We start from the raw sequence: 19,080 nt of genomic DNA, 5'->3' as shown, positions 1-19,080 counted from the left end.
ATAAGTGTGATCCGGGCTCAGCCAGAATGCGTACAAGCTTCTGGCTGAAGCTCAAATTAAAGACAGGTTACGAGGTGTAACAACATGAATGTAGTGAAGAACAAATGGAAAGACAGGGCGGTGTTTCTATCCTTTGTAGCCCCGGTCATCCTGTTAATTTTGATATCGGCCGAAATTCCGTTCTTGATGTCGCTGTATTATTCATTTACAAAATGGAACGGAATTTCGAAAAATATTACGTTTATCGGCTTTAAAAACTTTATTGAGCTGTTTACGCAGGACAAGGATGCGCTGAAAGCCTTTTTGTTCACAGTACAGTTCAGTGTATTTAACATCATCGGGACGAATGTACTTGCGTTGGTGTTTGCTGTGTTTCTGACGAAAAAGCTGAAGCTGAACAATGTGCTTCGTGCCGCTTTTTTTGTGCCGTATATTGTCAGCCTCGTGATTATAGGCTTCATTTGGAAATTTATATTCTCGAGCGCGTTCACTTCGCTGTACAATTGGACGCACTGGGATTTCTTTAACTGGAGCTGGCTTGGGACGCCGAATTTGGCGTTCGTCTCGGTTGTGCTCGTCAGCATTTGGCAGTCTGTCGGCTTCTATATGATGATTTATATTACGGGCTTACAGGCGATTCCTAGCGATCTGAACGAAGCGGCGGGCATCGACGGTGCAAATTCGTTCCAACGCTTTTTCAAAATTACCTTGCCGCTGTTGATTCCATCGCTTACGGTCGCCTTGTTTATGTCGATTTCGAACTCCCTCAAAATTTTTGACATTATTTTCACACTGACCTTTGGCGGTCCGGGGAAATCAACGACAAGTACGACAATGGACATTTACAGCGAAGCGTTTGTCAACAACCGGTTCGGCTATGCGACGGCGAAGTCGTTAGTGTTCGTCGTGATCATTTTGATTATTACGTTTATTCAAGTGAAGTTCTTTAAAAGCAAGGAGGTGGAAGCATGACCAGAGCGGACAAACGCAATATGATTGCGATCGAGGTCATTCTTCTGTTGCTCGCTATCGCCTTCTTATATCCTTTTTTCCTTGTTATTATCAATACGTTCAAAGGATATGCGGAAATCGTAACCGATGTCGTAAGCTGGCCGAAGCATTGGGTGCTCGGCAACTATACGCAGGTATGGAATTCAATGAATTATCCAAAGCTGTTCGCGAACACCTTTGTGCTGACTTTTGCGAGTGTGGCCGGTATCGTGCTGTTCGGAGCGATGGCTGGCTACAAGCTGAGCCGGACGAAGACGAAGCTGAGCGCGTTCCTGTTTTTCCTGGCGATTGCTCCCATGATGCTTCCGTTCCAATCGTTTATGGTGACGTTGACGAAGCTGGCGAAGGATTTGCACCTGATCAATCACTTGTCGGGTCTTACGTTCATTTACTGGGGCCTCGGCGCTCCGATGGCCGTGTTTCTCATTCACGGCTTCGTGAAATCCATTCCTATGGAGCTTGAAGAATGTGCTTATATTGACGGCTGCTCCCCTTACCGGCTGTTTTTCAGTATCATTATGCCGGTGATGATGCCTGTCATCAGTACGGTCATTATTTTGAACGTAATGTGGATTTGGAACGACTTCCTGCTTCCGCTGATCATGCTGAATGGACAGGAAGCAACCTTGCAGCTTGCGGCGTACAAGTTTTTTGGACAGTATAAGAGCGAGTGGAATTTCGCGCTGACCGCGGTTGTGCTGGTTACGCTTCCGCCGATACTTTTCTTCCTGTTTATGCAAAGATACATTATTGAGGGTATGGTTTCGGGTGCGGTTAAAGGATAATAATGACATGGCCCCAAATGGTGGATGAAAGGATGTTTCCGGATGAAATTTAGCGATGGACAATGGTTAACCCGCAAAGGGTTTCAAATCATAAGCCCGGTTGAGGTGCATGATGTGGAGGCGCAGGAGAAATCACTCACGATCTTTGCTCCTCCGAAGCCGATTCATGACAGAATGGGAGAGCTGGATACGCCGCTGATTGAGGTGAAATTCTCCTCCCCCTTGCCGGATGTAATTAAGGTGCAAATGTTTCACTATAAAGGGCAGGTCCGCAAAGGACCTCACTTTCAGCTTTTTCCAACGGAAGACCATCCCGTTCAGGTGTACGACGACGCAACGGCAGCGGGATTGACGAGCGGGGATTTGAGCGTGAGCGTTGCGAAGGACCAGCCTTGGACAGTGCGGTTTGAATACAAGGGACGTTTGCTGACCACAAGCGGCTTCAAAAGCATGGGGTACATTATTGGGGATGACGAGCAAACGTACATGAGAGAGCAGCTGAACCTCTCGGTCGGCGAATATGTATACGGTCTCGGGGAGCGGTTTGCGCCGCTGGTGAAGAACGGGCAAAGCATCGATATTTGGAACCGTGACGGCGGGACCAATTCCGAGCAGGCATATAAAAATATTCCTTTTTATTTGACGAATAAAGGCTACGGGGTTTTCGTCAATCATCCCGAGCTTGTTTCCTTCGAGGTCGGCTCGGAGAAAGTGTCGAAGGTTCAATTCAGCGTCAAGGGAGAATATTTGGAGTATTATATTATCGGCGGCGATTCCAGAAAGCAAGTGCTGGACAATTATACGACGCTGACAGGCAAGCCGGCGCTGCCACCCGATTGGACGTTTGGCCTGTGGCTTACGACCTCGTTCACAACGAATTATGATGAAGAGACGGTAACGGGGTTTATTAACGGCATGGCGGAGCGGGATTTGCCCTTGCATGTGTTCCATTTTGACTGCTTCTGGATGAAGGAGTTCGAATGGACGAACTTCGAATGGGATAAGCGGGTGTTCCCGGAGCCGGAGCAAATGCTTCAGCGTCTGAAAGACCGCGGACTTAAAATTTGCGTATGGATCAATCCGTACATTGCCCAGCGCTCCCGATTGTTCGATGAGGGTATGGAGAAGGGCTACCTGTTGAAAAGACCGAATGGCAGCGTATGGCAGTGGGACTTGTGGCAGCCGGGCATGGGCATTGTCGATTTCACAAACCCGGAAGCTTGCGAATGGTTCGCAGGCCATTTGCGAAGACTCGTCGATATGGGTGTCGACAGCTTCAAAACCGACTTCGGCGAGCGGATTCCGACGGATGTCGTATATTTTGACGGCTCGGACCCGGAAAAGATGCACAACTACTACACATACTTGTATAATAAAACCGTGTTTGATGTACTGGAGGAAAAGCTGGGCAAAGGCGAAGCGGCGCTGTTCGCTCGTTCTGCGACGGTTGGAGGCCAGCAGTTTCCCGTCCATTGGGGTGGCGATTGCACGGCTACGTATGAATCGATGGCCGAGAGCTTGCGCGGCGGACTATCGCTCGGTATGTCGGGCTTTGGCTTCTGGAGTCATGATATCGGCGGCTTCGAAAGCAATTCGACAGCAGATTTATACAAGCGTTGGCTTGGCTTCGGCCTGCTGTCGAGCCACAGCCGCCTGCATGGCAACCAGTCGTACCGGGTACCTTGGCTCTATGATGAAGAAGCAGTGGATGTCCTTCGTTTCTTCACGAAGCTGAAATGCAGCCTGATGCCGTACCTGTTCTCCGCGGCCGCGGACGCATCACAATACGGCTTGCCTTTGATGAGGGCGATGATGCTCGAATTTGCCGGTGACCCGAACTGCGATACGCTGGATCGCCAATATATGCTGGGGGATTCGCTGCTCGTGGCTCCGATCTTCAATGATGAGGGGATGTCCTCTTATTATTTGCCGAAAGGGACCTGGACGAACTTCCTGACCGGTGAAAAACTCGAGGGCGGCGTATGGCACAGTGAGAAGCATTCGTACCTGAGCATTCCGCTGATGGCGCGTCCAAATTCCATCGTCGCGGTCGGCAGTGTGAATCAGCGTCCGGATTACGATTATGCGGATGGCGTGGAATACCACCTGTTCGAGCTGGAGGAGGGACGCAGCGCGACGGCTCAAGTGGTGGACCGCAAGGGCGAGCCTGCGGCGAGAATCACTATCAACCGTACAAAGGATCGGCTGACGGTTGTTACCGACTTAGAGGCAGGTAAGCCTTGGAGCCTGATTCTGCGCGGAATCGAAAAGGTGGCTTCCGTTGCCGGAGGGACTGCAGAAACCGGCGATCACGGTGTGCGAATCCTGCCGGATTCAACGAATGCAACGATACACATAAGTTTATAATTGATTTTAAGCGTTCCCCCTTGCCTTCGATTGAAGGAACCAAGGGGGATTTCATACATTTTATTGAGGGATTACCAGTTGGAGGCGGTTATGGGTACAAAATGGGCGGAAAGGGCATCAAGATTTGTGACGGGGCGGCTGCGCAACAAGCTCATCTTTACTTTTTCGACGATCGTGGTCCTCATTGTGATCCTGCTGACTTACTTATCGTACAGGCAGACGGTGCTGATCAACGGGCAAAATTATTTAGTGAACAATCAGAAGCTGATCAAGCTGGTCAATCAAAATTTGGACCGGTATATCGGTCAAATTGACGATTTAAGCTTGTCTCCGAGAAACGACACGGAATTTATGGACTCCTTACTGTCGGGAGATTATTTGGACCAGGTGTATATTCAGAATCAGATAAAAAATATGTTTTACTCCCGGGACGATATTGAGAAAATTTCCGTATATACGCCTCTCACGAAGCAGGGCTATACGATTTCCCGCAAGACGGTCAATCTGACCCAGCGTCTGGATAACGAGACGGAGCAGTCCGCCTGGTATCGCGAGGCCATACGGGGACCGAAATTTCGCAGCATTGAGCCTGGCGCGCAAGGCACAGCGGCTTCCTCGTCGGAATGGTTAACCTTTCATAGGGTACTCATCAACATTACGAATAAAGCGCCGCTGGCCGCGATTTCGATTACATTGAACGACCGGGAGTTTAATAAAATTTTGCTCGACGCTGCCGATAACCCGGAGGAGTTTATCGGTATTTTTGACGAGTCGAATCAATTGATCTATAAGCAAGGGATGGATAGAACCGAAGGGCATTATGATTTCCTTCCTTACATCAAGGATAGAGAGGGAGAAGCGGAGTATTCCAACTGGAGCTCCGATAACACTAACTTTGTGTTGATAGATCATATTTCGCAGGTTTACCACTGGAAGCTGGTCAAGCTGACACCGGTTGCGGTGCTGAATCAGGCTGCATCCAATGCGAGGACGTTGAACCTTGTGGTGGGCGGCGGTCTGCTCGTCTTTTTTATTATCGTAATTGTGGTTTTATCGAATGCGATTACCAGCAGGCTGAAAACCTTTTCCCGCCGGATCGAGCAGCTTGGCGAAGGGAATTTTACTCTGGATTACGAGTTTAAAGGGACGGATGAAATTGCTCAGCTATCCAAAAAATTCAATCAGATGGTAGTGAATATCAATGAGCTGATTGCAGAGCGCTATGAAATCAAAATCAGTGAGCGGAATGCCCGGCTGCGTGCGCTGGAGGCGCAAATCAACCCGCACTTTCTGTACAATTCGCTTCAGGCGATATCAACCGAGGCGATTATATATGAAATGGATTCGATCCATTTGATGGTGGATGCGCTTGCGTCATCGCTGCGCTACTGCATCAAGGATGGGGAAACCGTGCGGCTGTCGGACGAGGTTGAGCACATTCGCCATTATTTGATTCTCCAGCACGCTCGTTTCGGCACCCGGCTTCATGTCGAAACACAAATTGCCGATCAAGCGCTGGACTGCATGATTCCGAAGATGTCGCTCCAAATTTTGCTGGAGAACGCAATCGAGCATGCGCTGGAGCAAATGAGCCAAGCGATCCATATCGAGATTACGGCTGCCGTATCGCAGGAAGGGCTCCGTCTGCAGGTGAAGGACGACGGACCGGGGTTTCTTCCGGAGAGGCTGGCCTACGTACGAAACAGCTTTAACGATCATTACCTTGATTACCAGGATGAAATCGGCTTGAAGAACTTATATTCCCGCATCAAGCTGCTGTTCGGTGAAGCGGCTGAGCTTACGATTGCAAGTGAACCGGGGCATGGAGCGGAGATCCGCATGGACCTGCCTGTAAGAAAGGAGGTACGACAATATGTACAAAGTACTGATTATTGATGACGAGGATCCGGCAAGACGGGCGATACGCGCCCTTGGAGCCTGGGAAACCTATGGCTTTAGTACGATTTTGGAGGCGTGGAACGGGCAAATGGGCCTGGAGCTGTTGGCCGAGCACCGGCCGGAGCTTGTGTTTGTGGATATGCGAATGCCGCTGCTTGGCGGCGTGGAATTTTTGGAGCGTGCCAGACAGCTCGTGCGCGAGGCGAAATATATCGTCATCAGCGGCTACGATGATTTTCAATATACACGCAGCGCGATCCAGGCAGGCGCGTTGGATTATTTGCTGAAGCCGATCAAGAAGCAGGAGCTGAATCAAGCGCTGCAGAAGGTGGCGGAGCAGCTCGGGCAGGAACGGGAGCAGCAAAATCGGGAGCGCGAGGAAATGATCTTTCAGAACATTTCTTCGCCGCTGCTGAAGGAGAAAATTTTCACCTCCATCATCGAACAGAACGGCCGGTTTCATCAAATGAAGGAGCTGGAAGGGCTCATTCTTCCAACATCCGGTACACATTTTTATTACACCATCGTGATGGTCGTGCTGAATATGTCTGACGTATGCCGCACCAAATTCGCGGGTGACCTGCACGCCTGCTATTATGCGCTGACCAATGCGATGAATGAGCTGCTGGAAAGCCTGGGCAAGGCGTTCACCTTCAAAAGCGGACGGGATGACCAGGAGATGGTCACCGTCGTGACGACATCCCATCGTCTGGAGCTGCAGCGTACACAGTGGGAATTGAAGCAGGTGCTTCAGCAGATGAGTGACACCTTCGGTGTGAAGGCGATGGCAGCGATGGGGCCGGAGCCAGCCTCACTTAAGGAGCTTGACGGGGCGTACACCCAAGCGAAGTCGTTGCTCCTGCAGTCCGATCTGCTTCACCCGGAGCCTGTCTATATTCGAGAGCCGCTGCCGGAGGCCCGGACAGAACGTCCCTCGTTATGGAATAAGAAGGATTTGCTGGTGCATGCGCTGGAAACCGGCAGTGAGGTGTATGCCGAGCATGTCATTCGGGACATGTTCAGCGGGCTGCGAACGTCAGGCTTGTTCACCATCGACGATTTGTTGAAGACCGAATCGGAGCTTCGGCTGATGGTCGAGCAGATCGTATCGGAGCATCCGAACCCGGGAATCGATTTCGGTGAGGTCTGGCATGAGTACAACCGGTTGTTTGCCTACCCTGTGAAGGAGTATGAAGCCTTTGTCGAGCAGGCTTCAGCGTGGCTCGTGGCTTTATTTCGCGAATACAGGCTTCATCGGAAGCCGAAGGACAAAGTCAATGTCGAGCAAATTAAAGCGTATATCGATACGAATTATTACGAAGACTTGTCGATCGCTTTTTTTACGGACAAATATTATCTCAGTAAAGAGCATCTGATCCGGCTGTTCAAGCAAAAATACGGCTGCGGCCTGTACGAGTACATCCTGAAGGTAAGGATGGAGCGGGCGAAGGAGCTGCTGGCGGATACCGAGCTCAAAATTCAACTGGTTTGCGAAAAGGTTGGCTACCATGACAGCAATTACTTCAGCAAAGCGTTCAAAAAATATGTCGGCGTGTCGCCTCAGGATTACCGCAGTCGTGTGTGCGCTACGTAATGGCTTGGAAGAAAAGAAAGAGGCTATCCCTTTACGATTCTGTTAAGGGGACAGCCTCTGTTCTATGGGTTCACGAATGCCGCGCGTACATTGCAGCTCCGCATGGCCGCAGGGAGGTCATACGCCCAGAGCGGTGAGCGGGAGTCCGGTGCATGCTGCGTTGCGGCAACCATTTGCTGCCGCGGGTGAAGCCCCGGAACGCTTATTGCCGCTGCTTTTCCAAGCGCTCATGCAGGAAATCGACCACATGCATAACTTTCAGCCGGTCAGACAACTGCTCACGTTCGGCTCCAAGCTTCATCTGCAGTAGACAGCCGGGGTTGCTTGTCAGCAGCACATGGGCCTCGGTTTGCTTCACATGCTCCATCTTGTGATCGAGAAGCTGCATCGACATGTCCGGCTGGACGATGTTATAAATACCGGCTGAGCCGCAGCAGCGGTCTCCTTCCGGCAGCTCAACAAAAGTAATATCTCCTGTACGCTTCAACAAGTCACGCGGTGCGTTACCGGCTTTCATCACATTGCGCAGATGGCAGGAATCCTGGTAAGTGACTTTCGTTTTGCTCCTGCCTGCATCGCTGCTTGCTGCTGCCTGCCCGGTTGTGGAGGCCCAGGGAATGACCGCGGAGATGCGTCCTTTTTCCATAATCATCTGGGCAACGTCCTTGACTCGGGAGGCAAACCATCCGGCAGCGCCGGCCGATTCCGCATCGTCATGCAGCAGGTGGTCATATTCGACCAGAAGCGCGCCGCAGCCGCCGGCATTGCTAATAATATAATCGACCTGCGCATCCTGAAACGCCTTAATGTTTTGCTTGGCCAGCTGCTTGGCCTGCTCCAGCTCGCCGCTGTGGGCATGAAGTGCGCCGCAGCACTGCTGGGCTTCCGGAATGACGACGTTAAAGCCGGCTTCAGCCAACAGCTTCACCGTACGGATATTCGTTTCGGTAAAAAGAATATCCATGACACAGCCGCGAAACATGCCGACGGTTGCAATCGGTTCGCCTTTGGCCGGGTAAAAGGTGCCGAGCTGCTCCACAACCCCTTTGGAGGCTGCGGGGGGAAGGATCGACTCCATCTGGCGGAGATGCTCAGGAAACATTTTCATGACCGAGGCTTGAGCCAAGCCCCGAAGACCTGACCGCTGGTACAGCTTCAGGGCGCTGCCCATCAGCCGCATCCGCTTCGGATACGGAAACAAATGCGTGAACGTGACGCGCCGGGCGATTCGAACCCACCAGCGGTGATGCTCCGGCTCTTCTTCCAGCACTGCCCGCGTTTGCTCCAGCAGCTGTCCGTATTTCACATCGGCCGGACAAACGGGCTCACAGGCGCGGCAGCCTAGGCACAGGTCCATCTGCTGCCGGAAGGAGGCGTCCGGTTCCATCAATCCATCAGTCACCGCTTTCATCAGGGCGATCCGTCCACGGGGGGAAGCAGCCTCATAGCCGGTTTCCTGAAAGGTCGGACAGGCGGGTTGGCAAAACCCGCAGCGCATACAGTTGGTAAGCTCGTCATAATTTATTTTCAGCTTCATTTGTTCCATAATGGCATTGGTTGGTGCGGATAGCTTGGCAGGTGTCATCGTTGCTGATTTGGTTTGAACAGACGTACTCAATGCTGGATCACCACTCTTTTCCGTGAAGGCTTGGCAAAAATTTTGCCGGGGTTCATAATCTGGTTCGGGTCGAACGCATGCTTGATGGCCTTCATCAGCTCGATTCCGGCGGCTCCTACTTTCCATTCCAGGTAAGGGGCTTTGACAGCGCCTACGCCATGCTCCCCGGTGATGGTTCCCCCGAGGCCGATAGCCTTTTCGAAAATTTCCTCGAACGCCTGCTCGACGCGATGAATTTCCTCCGGATTCCGGGCGTCGGTCGTACAGGTAGGGTGGAGGTTCCCGTCTCCGGCATGACCGAAGGTGCATATATTGACGTTGTATTTCTTCGCAATGTCGTTAATGGCAATAACCATTTCGGCGATTTTGGAACGGGGCACCGTAGCGTCCTCCAGAATGGTAGTCGGGCTGATTCTCGCCAAGGTTGATAATGCGCTGCGGCGGGCTTTCATCAGCTTCTCTGCCTCCTCGGCACTGCGGGCCAGCTGTACCTCGGCTGCGCCTTCCTCCAAGCATATATGCCTAATTTTCTCAATATCGGCATCAATCGTCGCTTCGTCGGAGCCGTCCTGCTCGATGAGGAGAATCGCTTCCATGTCGAGCGGGAGACCGATTTTGTTAAAGTCCTCGACGACCCGCAGTGTCGGATTATCAATGAACTCCAGCGTCGACGGCGTAATTCGGTGCTGGCCGATAATGCTGGAAACGGTACGGGCAGCGGCATAAATATCCTTATACATGGCTAGCATTGTTTTCTTGTATGTAGGAGCGGTTAGCAGCTTTACGGTCGCTTCCGTAATGATAGCGAGCGTTCCTTCCGAGCCGACGAGCAGCTTCGTGAGGTCATAGCCGGCAACGTCTTTGTACAGCTTGCCGCCTGTACGGATGATTTCCCCTGAAGGAAGTACGGCCTCCAGACCAATGACATAATCCTTGGTCGTGCCATACTTCAGCCCGCGCAGTCCGCCGGCACATTCCATAATATTGCCGCCCATCGTCGAGATGACCATGCTGCTCGGATCCGGAGGGTAAAAATATCCCAGCTGCTCAACCGCTTGGTGAAACTGCTTCGTGTTGAGCCCGGGCTGAAAGGTGGCGGTAAGATTATCCCGGTCGATCTCGATTAACCGGTTCATCCGGTTCATCACCATGACGAGGCCTCCGGCTACAGGGACGGTTCCCGCACTCAGGTTCGTACCGGCGCCGCGGCCGATGACAGGAATGCGGTGCTCGTTGGCAATGCGCAGGATGGCAGCAACCTGGGCTGTATCGGCAGGATAAATGACCCCGTCAGGCAGCGATTGATGCATCGGAGTGGCGTCGTAAGAATAGGATACGAGCGCTTCGGGATCATCTTTGAAATAAGCTTCGCCTACAATGGAGCGGAGCTGATGGCGAATGGAATCAATCAACATATGGAATGGCAGCCTCCCTAAGGGTAACATTTTGATTTGTTCGCTAATCGAATTTTTTAAAAAAGAGAACAGGTCATCAGATGACTTTTCTTTCATTATAACGTATGCTTGAATAAGTGTATATTCTTTTTTTCGGTAGATATGAAAGGATAAGTTTCACAACTTTCGTCTACCTTGACAAACGCGTGCCATCATACAAAGATGGCGAATCCGTTTATCCTTGGGGGATTGTATGAATCAATTTACGAACGTGAAGCCGCAAAAAGGCTCAGACCTGGTGATGGAAGCGATCCGACAACGCATACTATCGGGAGAATTAAAGCCCGGCGACCGCCTGCCCTCCGTTGTGGAGCTCGCCAGCAGCTTTCAATTAGGCCGATCCACGATCCGCGAAGCATTGAGCGCGTTAAAAGCTATGGGATGGCTGGATATCCGGCATGGCGGAGGGACCTTCGTCTGTAAAGAGCTTCCGGGAACAGAGCAGCCTTCTGCTGCCCAGCCGCTTTTTGAAGGGGCCGATTCCTTGAAGGAGGTGTTGGAGGTTCGTAAATATATTGAAGTCGGCTGCGTGGCCTTGGCGGCAAGGAACCGAACGGAAGCGGACCTCAGTGCAATGGAACGGACAATTGCCTTAATGAAGGAGGTTCTGTCCGATGAGCGTCAAGGGGAACAGGCGGACGTTGACTTTCATCTGCAAATTGCGGCGGCCAGCCATAATAAGCTGTTAATTCAAATTATGGAATCCTTGACACACCGGCTTCAGGAAAGTATGGGCAAGTCACGAGCGTTATGGTTCTATGGGGAGCTGGCCTCTGCGGAACGATTGCTTCTGGAGCATACGGATATTTATCAGGCAATTATGAATAAGGACGAAGCCTTGGCTGAGAAGCTCATGCTGCTGCATCTGCAAAAGGTAGACGCGGTGCTGAACCAGGCGCAGCTTCCTCAGCAAGCTTGAAAACTTTTGCCAAATGACGCGGAAAACAGGACTATGGTACGAACTATATAAGTAAGATGTGTAAGGACTCATTTGTATAGTATTACCGGTGAGCAGAGATAAGGGGGTCAACCTAATGGAAGGTAGCATTGGGAACCGGTATGTTCCAGAGAAACCGATATTGCCATTGCCGGGCGGGATGATCTATCTGGGGACAGATTTATCGTTAAAGCGTCAAATTATTCTTTACGGAGTTGATAGCCCGGATGAAACGTTCGCGGCCCAATACATCCGTCAGCTGCGAGAAGCTTCCCAGTTTACAGGGGAAAACTTCATGCATATTTTGGATCTGGGCATCGACACGGAATCCAATCGTCTGATGGCGATCTTGAAGCCGTGCAACGGCAATCCGTTAATTCAGGAAATCGGCCGTCGGACCGCAGGCTTCGAGGAGAGCGTACGGCTGGTTTGCGAGCTTGGGGTCACGATGCAAAAGGCTTCTGCGGAAGGCATTCCGCAGTTTTCGGTGCACGCCGATAATCTGTGGCTGAATGAGGAGAAGCAGATCGTTGTGATGAATTATTGGGAGACGGGGGCTGAACGGCACCGGGGCGTGACCGGCTTGTGCGGCTTGCTGTACCAGCTCATCACCGGTGCCTTGACCGTTCCTGCTTCCTGGAACAGCTTGATACTGCTGCTTCGGGAGTCGATAGCTGCATTGCCTGCCCAGCAGAAGGAAGGGCTTTTGCACATTTACGACAGCGCCGCCTCGGGCCTGCTGACGCTTCAAGATTTTACGTTCCAGCTTCGGCAGCTGCTGAGCTTTCGGGGCAGCCAAGCCATAGGATCCGCGAAGCCGGATGCAGCCGCCCTTCAATCCCGGTCTTCTGCTTCGGGCCTGACGAAGGAAATCGAACTTGAGCGGATCGAGGAGCTGAAGAAGGCGGTGGCGCCTCCTTCGCGTTCCAGGTCCGATTCGAAGCCGCGTCCACAGCCGGTGCGTATCGAAGAAGAGGAAGAAGATGATACGGCTACCATGGTGCTCGGAGCGGTGAAGCCCGAGAAAAGAACGTTCGGCACCCTTGCCAAACGGGTGCTGATTTACGGAACCGTCTTTGCGGGCGTCATCGTATTGGCGGGAGCCATACTGATTGGCTTACTGGATAATCGCAAGCCTGGCCGTGGGGAGGAGCAGACGTTTGCCGAGCAGACGCCTCCGACAACGCAAACGCAGCCGCAGCAGACGGTCACCCCGAAGGAAACGAAGCCGGATTCGGCTGCCGTGACTCCTCCGGCCGCGGGACAGCCGATCCCTGCGCCATCATTGATGGGACTTACACGGGAGCAGGCGGAGAAGCAGGCGCTGGCTTCGGGGCTTCATTATGAATTTGTGATCGAGGCGAACGACCAAACGCCCAACAACACCGTATTCAAGCAAGAGCCGATGCCGAATACGACCGTTACGACCGGCGGCAATATTAAGTTTTGGGTTAGTAAATAAACAAGAGCGAAGCAGGCCAGCTTCGTTCAATGTGAACCCGGTTTACCCGATAACTGCAGGTTCTGTCATGGGACGACAGGACGATCAGTCGGTGGGCGGACCGGGTTCTTTGGGTTGCTGCTTCCATGCTCCTGGTTGCCTGAGCGGAGCAAGCTCATAAGGCTAAGCGTTTCATCGCTTGACGAATGACGGTGCAGGAATGGTTGAATTGGACTTTTTCTTTCGGTGATAGGTTAAGCTCCACAATTTCCTTAACTCCCTGTCGGTTGATGATAGCAGGGACGCCTGCGCATAAATCAGACTGCCCGTATTCCTGCTCCAGGACGGCCGAGACGGCAATGACTTTATGATCATCATTCAGGATAGAGCGGGTAATGAAAGCAAGAGCATTCCCGATGCCGTAATGTGTAGAACCTTTACGGTTATAAATTTCCCAGCCTGCATCCTTCGTTTGCACAGCGATTTCCTCGAGTTTCATATGACCGAACCGTTCCGGATGCTGGGATAAAATATCAAGAATCGGCTTGCCGCCGATGGTCACGTGCGACCAGCAGGGGAATTGGGATTCCCCGTGCTCACCAAGGACATACCCTTGAACGCTTCGGGGATCGACAGGCAAATAATTGGACAGCAGCGTCTTCAAGCGGGCGGAGTCGATGGAAGTACCGCTGCCCAGCACCTGATTGCGAGGCATTCCGGATCGCTTCCAGACCATATAAGTGACAAGATCAACTGGATTGGACGCAACCAGGAAAATGCCGTCAAATCCGCTTGACGTAATTTGATCGATCATAGGCAGGTGGATCCGTTCGGCCGAATCGAGGGCATCCAAACGGTTTTTGCTGTTAGGAGGTGTCTCGCCTGCGCATAAAATGACGATATCCATATCGCGGCACTGTGCGTACGTGCCAGTGTATACCTTGGTGCGGGAATGGATGAAATCCATACAGTGGGACAAGTCAAGGGCTTGCGCGTAAGCGCGGTCCGGGGTGCGGTTGATGAGCATAATTTCATCGCAGATCGATTGATTGATTAAGGAATAGGCGCAGCTGGCGCCGACATAACCGGTACCGACAATGGCCACCTTGCGTAATGTACTCCCCATAGGGCTCGTTCCCCTCTCGCATTTCTTTGTTGTTGGTATAGTATATGGATGCTGCGGAGTTTAATGAGATTCTTATGTAATATATAATTACGTGTGCAGGTATGTTTTTGTTACTTTATAGGAGTGGAATGAATCATCACACCACTCCTACTTTTGGTGAATGCCGAACGCCCTCTATTGGACAAAATAGACAAAATAAAGCCATAATAAGGATATGGGAGGTGCTTACGCATGGATTCAAAGAAAATTGAAGAAGAGCTGGTGCAGAAGCTGACAGAAGGTGAATTACAAAGTGAAGAGCCTGACGAAGCCGCTGTGAAGAAGCTTCCGCCCCAAACTGAAATCCGGATTCAGGCCGTGCTGGATCCTGTCGTGGATGAAACCCGCAGATTCCGTCAAATGGCCCAAGAGGTCGATGACCGGTATGCCAAATACGATAAGCTTGTTAAAGAGTCGCCGAATCAGGAGCATGACTAAATACAAGCCCAAGTGTCTAATGACATCCAGAACCCTCATGAGAGCCCGTTGCTACGGGCTTTTTTCTCAGCAGATAAGTCAGCATAAGCTTCTCCTGCTTGATCTACCTTGACAAACACATGCCAGCCTGAAAGAATGTGAAGCCATTTCACTTTGATTTATCGCATATAAAGAGAGGGTGACCTCATTGGAATTTAACACGACCACGGAGTGGAATGAGCGACATTGGAAGGAAGCGGAGCCCGTCTATGAGCAGGCGTTTCCCGCAGCAGGGAGGAAGAGTCCTGCGATTATCCGTAGGATGCTCGAGAGAGGAATAGGGCAGCTGCATACGGCTGTGCTTCATAAGGAAACGATTGCCATGGCTTTAACGGGGCACAGTGCCAAGGGGGAGGTGACGATCATTGACTATCTCGCTGTTGATGAAGGGTACCGCAATCAAGGTTTGGGCCGGAGGCTCATAGACTACATTAGAGCCTGGTCAGAGCAGCAGTCCGTCTGCCGCGGAATCGTCATTGAGGTGGAGGCTGAGCCGACGGAGGCGAATCTTGGCCGTATCCGGTTTTGGGAACGCAACGGGTTCCGTCTTACCGACGAAGTGCATCAATATATTTGGGTGCCTGAGCTTTACCGTGCGATGATACTTCATTTAACGGAGGATAACCGGCTGCCTGAGGACGGTAAGACGCTCTTTCGCTACATTACGAGCTTTCACGAGAGGGCGTACCGCTCCAAATCATGATGCAGCTGGTAAAATTGTACAACGGCGTTATCCTTTACTATAATTAAGTGAGAGTCTTACAAAACATATATGGAGAGGAAGTACATACATGAACGCTAAGTATAGCTCCCTGCTGGAAAGCCTAACGCTGCATAACGGCATCGTATTAAAAAATCGGATTGTCATGGCACCCATGACTCATTGCTCTTCCAACCCGGACGGCACTGTCTCCGATGCAGAGCTGGATTACTATGCGCGAAGATCTGCAGGAGCAGGCATGGTCATAACGGCATGCACGTATGTGACGCCGAATGGAAAAGGTTTTCCCGGCCAGTTTTCTGCCGATGACGACTCCTTCATTCCAAGCCTGCGGCGGCTTGCTGCCGCCATACAATCCAAAGGTGCCAAAGCGGTGCTGCAAATTTTTCATGGCGGCCGCCTTTGTCCGCCGGATGCGGTTCCAAACGGCGATGTCGTAAGTGCAAGTGCTGTAGCGAGCGAGAGGGAAGGCGCGATAGTCCCGAGAGCGCTTGAATCCGAAGAGATTCATGCTATGATTAAGCGCTTCGGGGACACGACAAGACGGGCGATTGAGGCGGGCTTCGACGGAGTTGAAATTCATGGAGCCAACGGCTATTTGATACAGCAATTTTTCTCCCCGCATGCGAACCGTCGGGAAGACGAGTGGGGAGGAAGCGTCGAGAAGCGGCTTGCTTTTCCTTTGGCGCTCGTGGATGAAATACAGGATGTCGTAGCGAAACATGCCAAACAGCCGTTCATCGTAGGCTATCGGTTCTCACCGGAAGAGGCGGAGACACCTGGAATTACGATGGCCGAAACATTCGTTCTTCTGGATGCACTGGCAGCCAAGTCAATTGATTATCTGCATATTTCGCTGAATGAATTCTGGTCCGCTCCACGCCGTGGTGTCGATGACTCTAGATCAAGGGTAGAGATTATTCAGGAGCGGATAGGCGATAAAGTGCCGGTCATCGGAGTGGGCGGCATCCATACAGCAGAGGAAGCTGCCAAAGCGATGGAAACCGGTATTGCCCTGCTGGCTCTCGGTCGTGAGCTTATTATCGAGCCGGACTGGGTGGAGAAAGTTGCTTCAGGACGGGAATCGGAGATCGCCACTTTCCTGACGAAGGAGGATCAGCAGCGTTTGGTCATTCCCGATCCTCTCTGGCAGATGATTATCCAAAGGGCTGGATGGTTCCCTGTACAATAAAAAGGAGGGTGTGTAGCATGCAATCGCCGTTGTTCCGAGACCCGATGTATGATGGTGCAGCCGATCCCGTCTTAATCTGGAACCGCCAAACAGAGGAATGGTGGATGATTTATACGAACCGAAGGGCCACGGCGGAAGGGCCAAAATTTGCCTGGGTGCATGGGACGGACTTGGGCATCGCTTCTTCTCGAGACGGAGGGAAGACGTGGCTGTATCGCGGGATTATGGAAGGTCTGGATATCGAATGGGGCCGCAATACGTTCTGGGCACCGGAAGTCATCTGGCATGAGGGACAATACCACATGTATGTCAGCTATATTCAAGGCGTGCCCTATGACTGGGACGGACATCCCCGGAAAATGCTGCATTACACAAGCAAGGACTTATTGCAATGGAAGTTTCAATCTGAGCTTCGTCTAAGCTCGGAGCGGGTTATCGATGCCTGCATTCATCAGCTCCCGGACGGACGTTTCCGGATGTGGTATAAGGACGAAAATCATCATTCCCATACTTACGCAGCCGACAGCCAAGACCTGTACCACTGGGAGGTTATGGGGCCCGTCTTGACGGAACGGGCGCACGAAGGCCCTAACGTATTTTATTTCAAGGGAAGCTTCTGGATGGTCGTTGATGAATGGAGAGGGCAAGGTGTCTTCAAGTCGGCAGACGGGGAAGCATGGGAAAGGAACGGATGGATTCTGAATGAACCCGGTACTCGTACAGACGATGCAACCATCGGCCTTCACGCAGACGTCGTGGTGCAGCAGGATCAGGCCTACATCTTCTATTTCACGCATCCGGACCGGCCTGACCATCACAAGCTGCCTCAAACCTACGCCGAACGGCGTACATCCATTCAGGTTGCAAGGCTGGATGTGAAGGATGGCCGGCTGATCTGCGACCGGAATGAAAGCTTCGAGCTGTCCCTATTGCCGGAGGACTGAGCAGCCGGTACAATGAGGGACAGCTTCTATAGCTGGTTTTATCACCAAATACAACCTTCACATCCGATGACCCCGCAAACTTCTAAATTCGATTGTAGTTAAAAAATCCGCCCCGTGGGGGGCGGATTTTCTTCAGTAGATAAGACAAACGCATGCCATCTGGAAAGATGGCGAAGCCGGTTATCCTTGTCATGAGGATCGGAGCGGCATGCCTCTAGTCTGTGACATCAAGCCAATTCTCAGCGTAGCAAGGGGCTGCGGAGTCACATTCTACATATAATTGGAATCCTCCGGTTGTCGTATTAAACTCGCCGCCGAATCCTGATTCTCCCGACCGGATGTCGTTAATGTAATCGTAATACGGGATTAAGGAGCCGCTGGCTAACACATTCATCATTCCATCGTATAAAATATAATTCACATTGCTTTCGTAAGGATGGTAGAAGCCGCCGTTAGCAACACTAACCTGAGCATGCGATCCGGGAATCAGATTCGTTAGGTAATAGTCCTTGTCATACCTGGAGTCCAGCTCAAAATACTTGTAGCCTGCGGCATGAACGGGAAGAGCGACCAATATTAAAGATAGAGCCAAGAGCAGAACGGTGGTCCACTTGCGCATTTTCATGATACATCATCCTTTCAAAATTAGATAAATACAAACTCAGCATAGCATGGTAAAATGTGGTGAATATGGGGCGAATCCTGCTATTTACTAGGTGAATAACTACTTTAGGAGAGGGGCTGTCTATGTACAAGGCGATTATATTTGATTTGGATAATACATTACTGGATTATAGCCGGAGCGAGCTTCATTGTATGAAACAAACTCTTGCCCAGCATCAATTGAACGACCTGGTTTGGGAGGAGTTCTGGGGGATCTTTGCTCCGATTAACGACCGTTACTGGGTAAGCCGCAATACGAACAACCATCACATCTCTCAGGTGCTGGAATATTCGTTTGCCGACACATTGAAGGAATTGAATCGGGACTTCTCTAGAGCCGGGTCCATTTCACAAACGTATTGGGGATTGTTTTGCAATTCCTGCCATTTGGAGCCAAGCGCGGATCGGTTGCTGGAGCAGCTTCATGGCCGCTATGCCATGGGGATGATTACGAATGGGATTGGAGAAGCCCAAAGAAAAAGGCTGGCGGCCGGTAATTTGGGTCACTATTTTGATTCGGTTGTGATCTCCGATGAGGTTGGGTATTGGAAGCCCGACAAAGCGATATTTGATATTGCGTTGAAGGAGCTGGATCTCAGAAAGCATGAAGTTTTATTCGTAGGGGATTCGTTAACGGATGATTATATGGGCGCTGTCAATGCCGGAGTCGATTTTTGCTATTATAACCGAAGAAATCGAATGGTGCCGGAGCATCAAAAGCCCAAATTCACCATTGGCGAGCTGACTGAGCTTCAAGGCTTACTCTAGCTTGGGCATAAAATTTTACGCCAAGCACGGATTTCAAACTTACC

General features: G+C 51.4%; 16 protein-coding genes. 12 read left to right on the top strand and 4 right to left on the bottom strand.

The genetic code is table 11. From position 1 onward, the window contains the following. Positions 1 to 84: 84 nt before the first annotated feature. The 5 genes from CF651_RS00970 to CF651_RS00950 all read left to right on the top strand — a co-directional run bounded on the left by CF651_RS00970 (position 85) and on the right by CF651_RS00950 (position 7,656). Positions 85 to 972, top strand: a complete 888-nt coding sequence (locus tag CF651_RS00970; protein WP_094012974.1) for a carbohydrate ABC transporter permease — start codon at positions 85 to 87, stop codon at positions 970 to 972. Next, a complete protein-coding gene (locus tag CF651_RS00965; RefSeq protein WP_094012973.1) occupies positions 969 to 1,796 on the top strand; it encodes a carbohydrate ABC transporter permease in 828 nt (275 codons plus the stop codon). The genes CF651_RS00970 and CF651_RS00965 overlap by 4 nt, the downstream gene beginning before the upstream one ends. 42 nt (positions 1,797 to 1,838) lie before the next feature. After that, positions 1,839 to 4,163, top strand: coding sequence for an alpha-xylosidase (yicI, locus tag CF651_RS00960; protein ID WP_094012972.1), 2,325 nt, complete (start codon positions 1,839 to 1,841; stop codon positions 4,161 to 4,163). 90 nt (positions 4,164 to 4,253) lie between these two features. Continuing rightward, a complete protein-coding gene (locus tag CF651_RS00955; RefSeq protein ID WP_094012971.1) occupies positions 4,254 to 6,059 on the top strand; it encodes a cache domain-containing sensor histidine kinase in 1,806 nt (601 codons plus the stop codon). Next, positions 6,037 to 7,656: a response regulator gene (locus CF651_RS00950; protein ID WP_094012970.1), complete on the top strand. Its 1,620-nt coding sequence runs from the start codon at positions 6,037 to 6,039 to the stop codon at positions 7,654 to 7,656. The genes CF651_RS00955 and CF651_RS00950 overlap by 23 nt, the downstream gene beginning before the upstream one ends. A 202-nt stretch (positions 7,657 to 7,858) precedes the next feature. Here CF651_RS00950 and CF651_RS00945 read toward each other — a convergent pair whose 3' ends face one another. Continuing rightward, complete coding sequence (locus CF651_RS00945) at positions 7,859 to 9,241, bottom strand: (Fe-S)-binding protein (RefSeq protein WP_094013477.1); 1,383 nt, start codon at positions 9,239 to 9,241, stop codon at positions 7,859 to 7,861. 29 nt (positions 9,242 to 9,270) lie between these two features. Further along, positions 9,271 to 10,689 (bottom strand): FAD-binding oxidoreductase, encoded by a 1,419-nt coding sequence (locus tag CF651_RS00940; RefSeq protein ID WP_094012969.1) that lies wholly within the window; start codon positions 10,687 to 10,689, stop codon positions 9,271 to 9,273. A gap of 232 nt (positions 10,690 to 10,921) precedes the next feature. Between CF651_RS00940 and CF651_RS00935 the strand changes: the two genes are divergently transcribed. Together CF651_RS00935 and CF651_RS00930 are read left to right on the top strand one after the other, a co-directional pair. Beyond that, entirely contained in the window at positions 10,922 to 11,647 is a 726-nt protein-coding gene (locus CF651_RS00935; protein WP_094012968.1) for a FadR/GntR family transcriptional regulator, read from the top strand. A 115-nt stretch (positions 11,648 to 11,762) separates the two neighbouring features. Beyond that, positions 11,763 to 13,127 (top strand): PASTA domain-containing protein, encoded by a 1,365-nt coding sequence (locus CF651_RS00930; protein ID WP_094012967.1) that lies wholly within the window; start codon positions 11,763 to 11,765, stop codon positions 13,125 to 13,127. 154 nt (positions 13,128 to 13,281) lie between these two features. Here the strand turns inward: CF651_RS00930 and CF651_RS00925 are convergent, their stop codons facing one another. Next, positions 13,282 to 14,232, bottom strand: coding sequence for an L-lactate dehydrogenase (locus tag CF651_RS00925; protein ID WP_094012966.1), 951 nt, complete (start codon positions 14,230 to 14,232; stop codon positions 13,282 to 13,284). 231 nt (positions 14,233 to 14,463) lie between these two features. Between CF651_RS00925 and CF651_RS00920 the strand changes: the two genes are divergently transcribed. The 4 genes from CF651_RS00920 (at position 14,464) to CF651_RS00905 (ending at position 17,605) form a co-directional block, all read left to right on the top strand. Continuing rightward, positions 14,464 to 14,709, top strand: a complete 246-nt coding sequence (locus CF651_RS00920; RefSeq protein ID WP_094012965.1) for a hypothetical protein — start codon at positions 14,464 to 14,466, stop codon at positions 14,707 to 14,709. Between the two features lie 187 nt (positions 14,710 to 14,896). Next, positions 14,897 to 15,451 carry a GNAT family N-acetyltransferase gene (locus CF651_RS00915; RefSeq protein WP_094012964.1) on the top strand — a complete coding sequence of 185 codons (555 nt, stop codon included), beginning with the start codon at positions 14,897 to 14,899 and terminating at the stop codon, positions 15,449 to 15,451. Positions 15,452 to 15,539: 88 nt separating this feature from the next. After that, positions 15,540 to 16,661: an NADH-dependent flavin oxidoreductase gene (locus CF651_RS00910; RefSeq protein WP_094012963.1), complete on the top strand. Its 1,122-nt coding sequence runs from the start codon at positions 15,540 to 15,542 to the stop codon at positions 16,659 to 16,661. Positions 16,662 to 16,678: 17 nt separating this feature from the next. Continuing rightward, complete coding sequence (locus CF651_RS00905) at positions 16,679 to 17,605, top strand: glycoside hydrolase family protein (RefSeq protein ID WP_094012962.1); 927 nt, start codon at positions 16,679 to 16,681, stop codon at positions 17,603 to 17,605. 214 nt (positions 17,606 to 17,819) lie between these two features. Here the strand turns inward: CF651_RS00905 and CF651_RS00900 are convergent, their stop codons facing one another. Then, complete coding sequence (locus CF651_RS00900; protein WP_094012961.1) at positions 17,820 to 18,230, bottom strand: hypothetical protein; 411 nt, start codon at positions 18,228 to 18,230, stop codon at positions 17,820 to 17,822. Between the two features lie 122 nt (positions 18,231 to 18,352). Between CF651_RS00900 and CF651_RS00895 the strand changes: the two genes are divergently transcribed. After that, complete coding sequence (locus CF651_RS00895; RefSeq protein ID WP_245855580.1) at positions 18,353 to 19,036, top strand: YjjG family noncanonical pyrimidine nucleotidase; 684 nt, start codon at positions 18,353 to 18,355, stop codon at positions 19,034 to 19,036. Positions 19,037 to 19,080 lie beyond the last annotated feature (44 nt).

Source organism: Paenibacillus rigui (genome assembly GCF_002234615.1).
Classification (GTDB): domain Bacteria; phylum Bacillota; class Bacilli; order Paenibacillales; family NBRC-103111; genus Paenibacillus_S; species Paenibacillus_S rigui.
This window is presented reverse-complemented; position numbering and strand designations above follow the sequence as displayed.

Bases quoted from the DNA above. Each gene is read 5' to 3' on its own strand.
- yicI (WP_094012972.1), top strand. From the start codon at position 1,839: ATGAAATTTAGCGATGGACAATGGTTAACCCGCAAAGGGTTTCAAATC.
- CF651_RS00955 (WP_094012971.1), top strand. From the start codon at position 4,254: ATGGGTACAAAATGGGCGGAAAGGGCATCAAGATTTGTGACGGGGCGG.
- CF651_RS00895 (WP_245855580.1), top strand. From the start codon at position 18,353: ATGTACAAGGCGATTATATTTGATTTGGATAATACATTACTGGATTAT.
- CF651_RS00910 (WP_094012963.1), top strand. From the start codon at position 15,540: ATGAACGCTAAGTATAGCTCCCTGCTGGAAAGCCTAACGCTGCATAAC.
- CF651_RS00920 (WP_094012965.1), top strand. From the start codon at position 14,464: ATGGATTCAAAGAAAATTGAAGAAGAGCTGGTGCAGAAGCTGACAGAA.
- CF651_RS00930 (WP_094012967.1), top strand. From the start codon at position 11,763: ATGGAAGGTAGCATTGGGAACCGGTATGTTCCAGAGAAACCGATATTG.
- CF651_RS00935 (WP_094012968.1), top strand. From the start codon at position 10,922: ATGAATCAATTTACGAACGTGAAGCCGCAAAAAGGCTCAGACCTGGTG.
- CF651_RS00905 (WP_094012962.1), top strand. From the start codon at position 16,679: ATGCAATCGCCGTTGTTCCGAGACCCGATGTATGATGGTGCAGCCGAT.
- CF651_RS00945 (WP_094013477.1), bottom strand. From the start codon at position 9,241: ATGACACCTGCCAAGCTATCCGCACCAACCAATGCCATTATGGAACAA.
- CF651_RS00900 (WP_094012961.1), bottom strand. From the start codon at position 18,230: ATGAAAATGCGCAAGTGGACCACCGTTCTGCTCTTGGCTCTATCTTTA.
- CF651_RS00970 (WP_094012974.1), top strand. From the start codon at position 85: ATGAATGTAGTGAAGAACAAATGGAAAGACAGGGCGGTGTTTCTATCC.
- CF651_RS00950 (WP_094012970.1), top strand. From the start codon at position 6,037: ATGTACAAAGTACTGATTATTGATGACGAGGATCCGGCAAGACGGGCG.
- CF651_RS00940 (WP_094012969.1), bottom strand. From the start codon at position 10,689: ATGTTGATTGATTCCATTCGCCATCAGCTCCGCTCCATTGTAGGCGAA.
- CF651_RS00925 (WP_094012966.1), bottom strand. From the start codon at position 14,232: ATGGGGAGTACATTACGCAAGGTGGCCATTGTCGGTACCGGTTATGTC.
- CF651_RS00965 (WP_094012973.1), top strand. From the start codon at position 969: ATGACCAGAGCGGACAAACGCAATATGATTGCGATCGAGGTCATTCTT.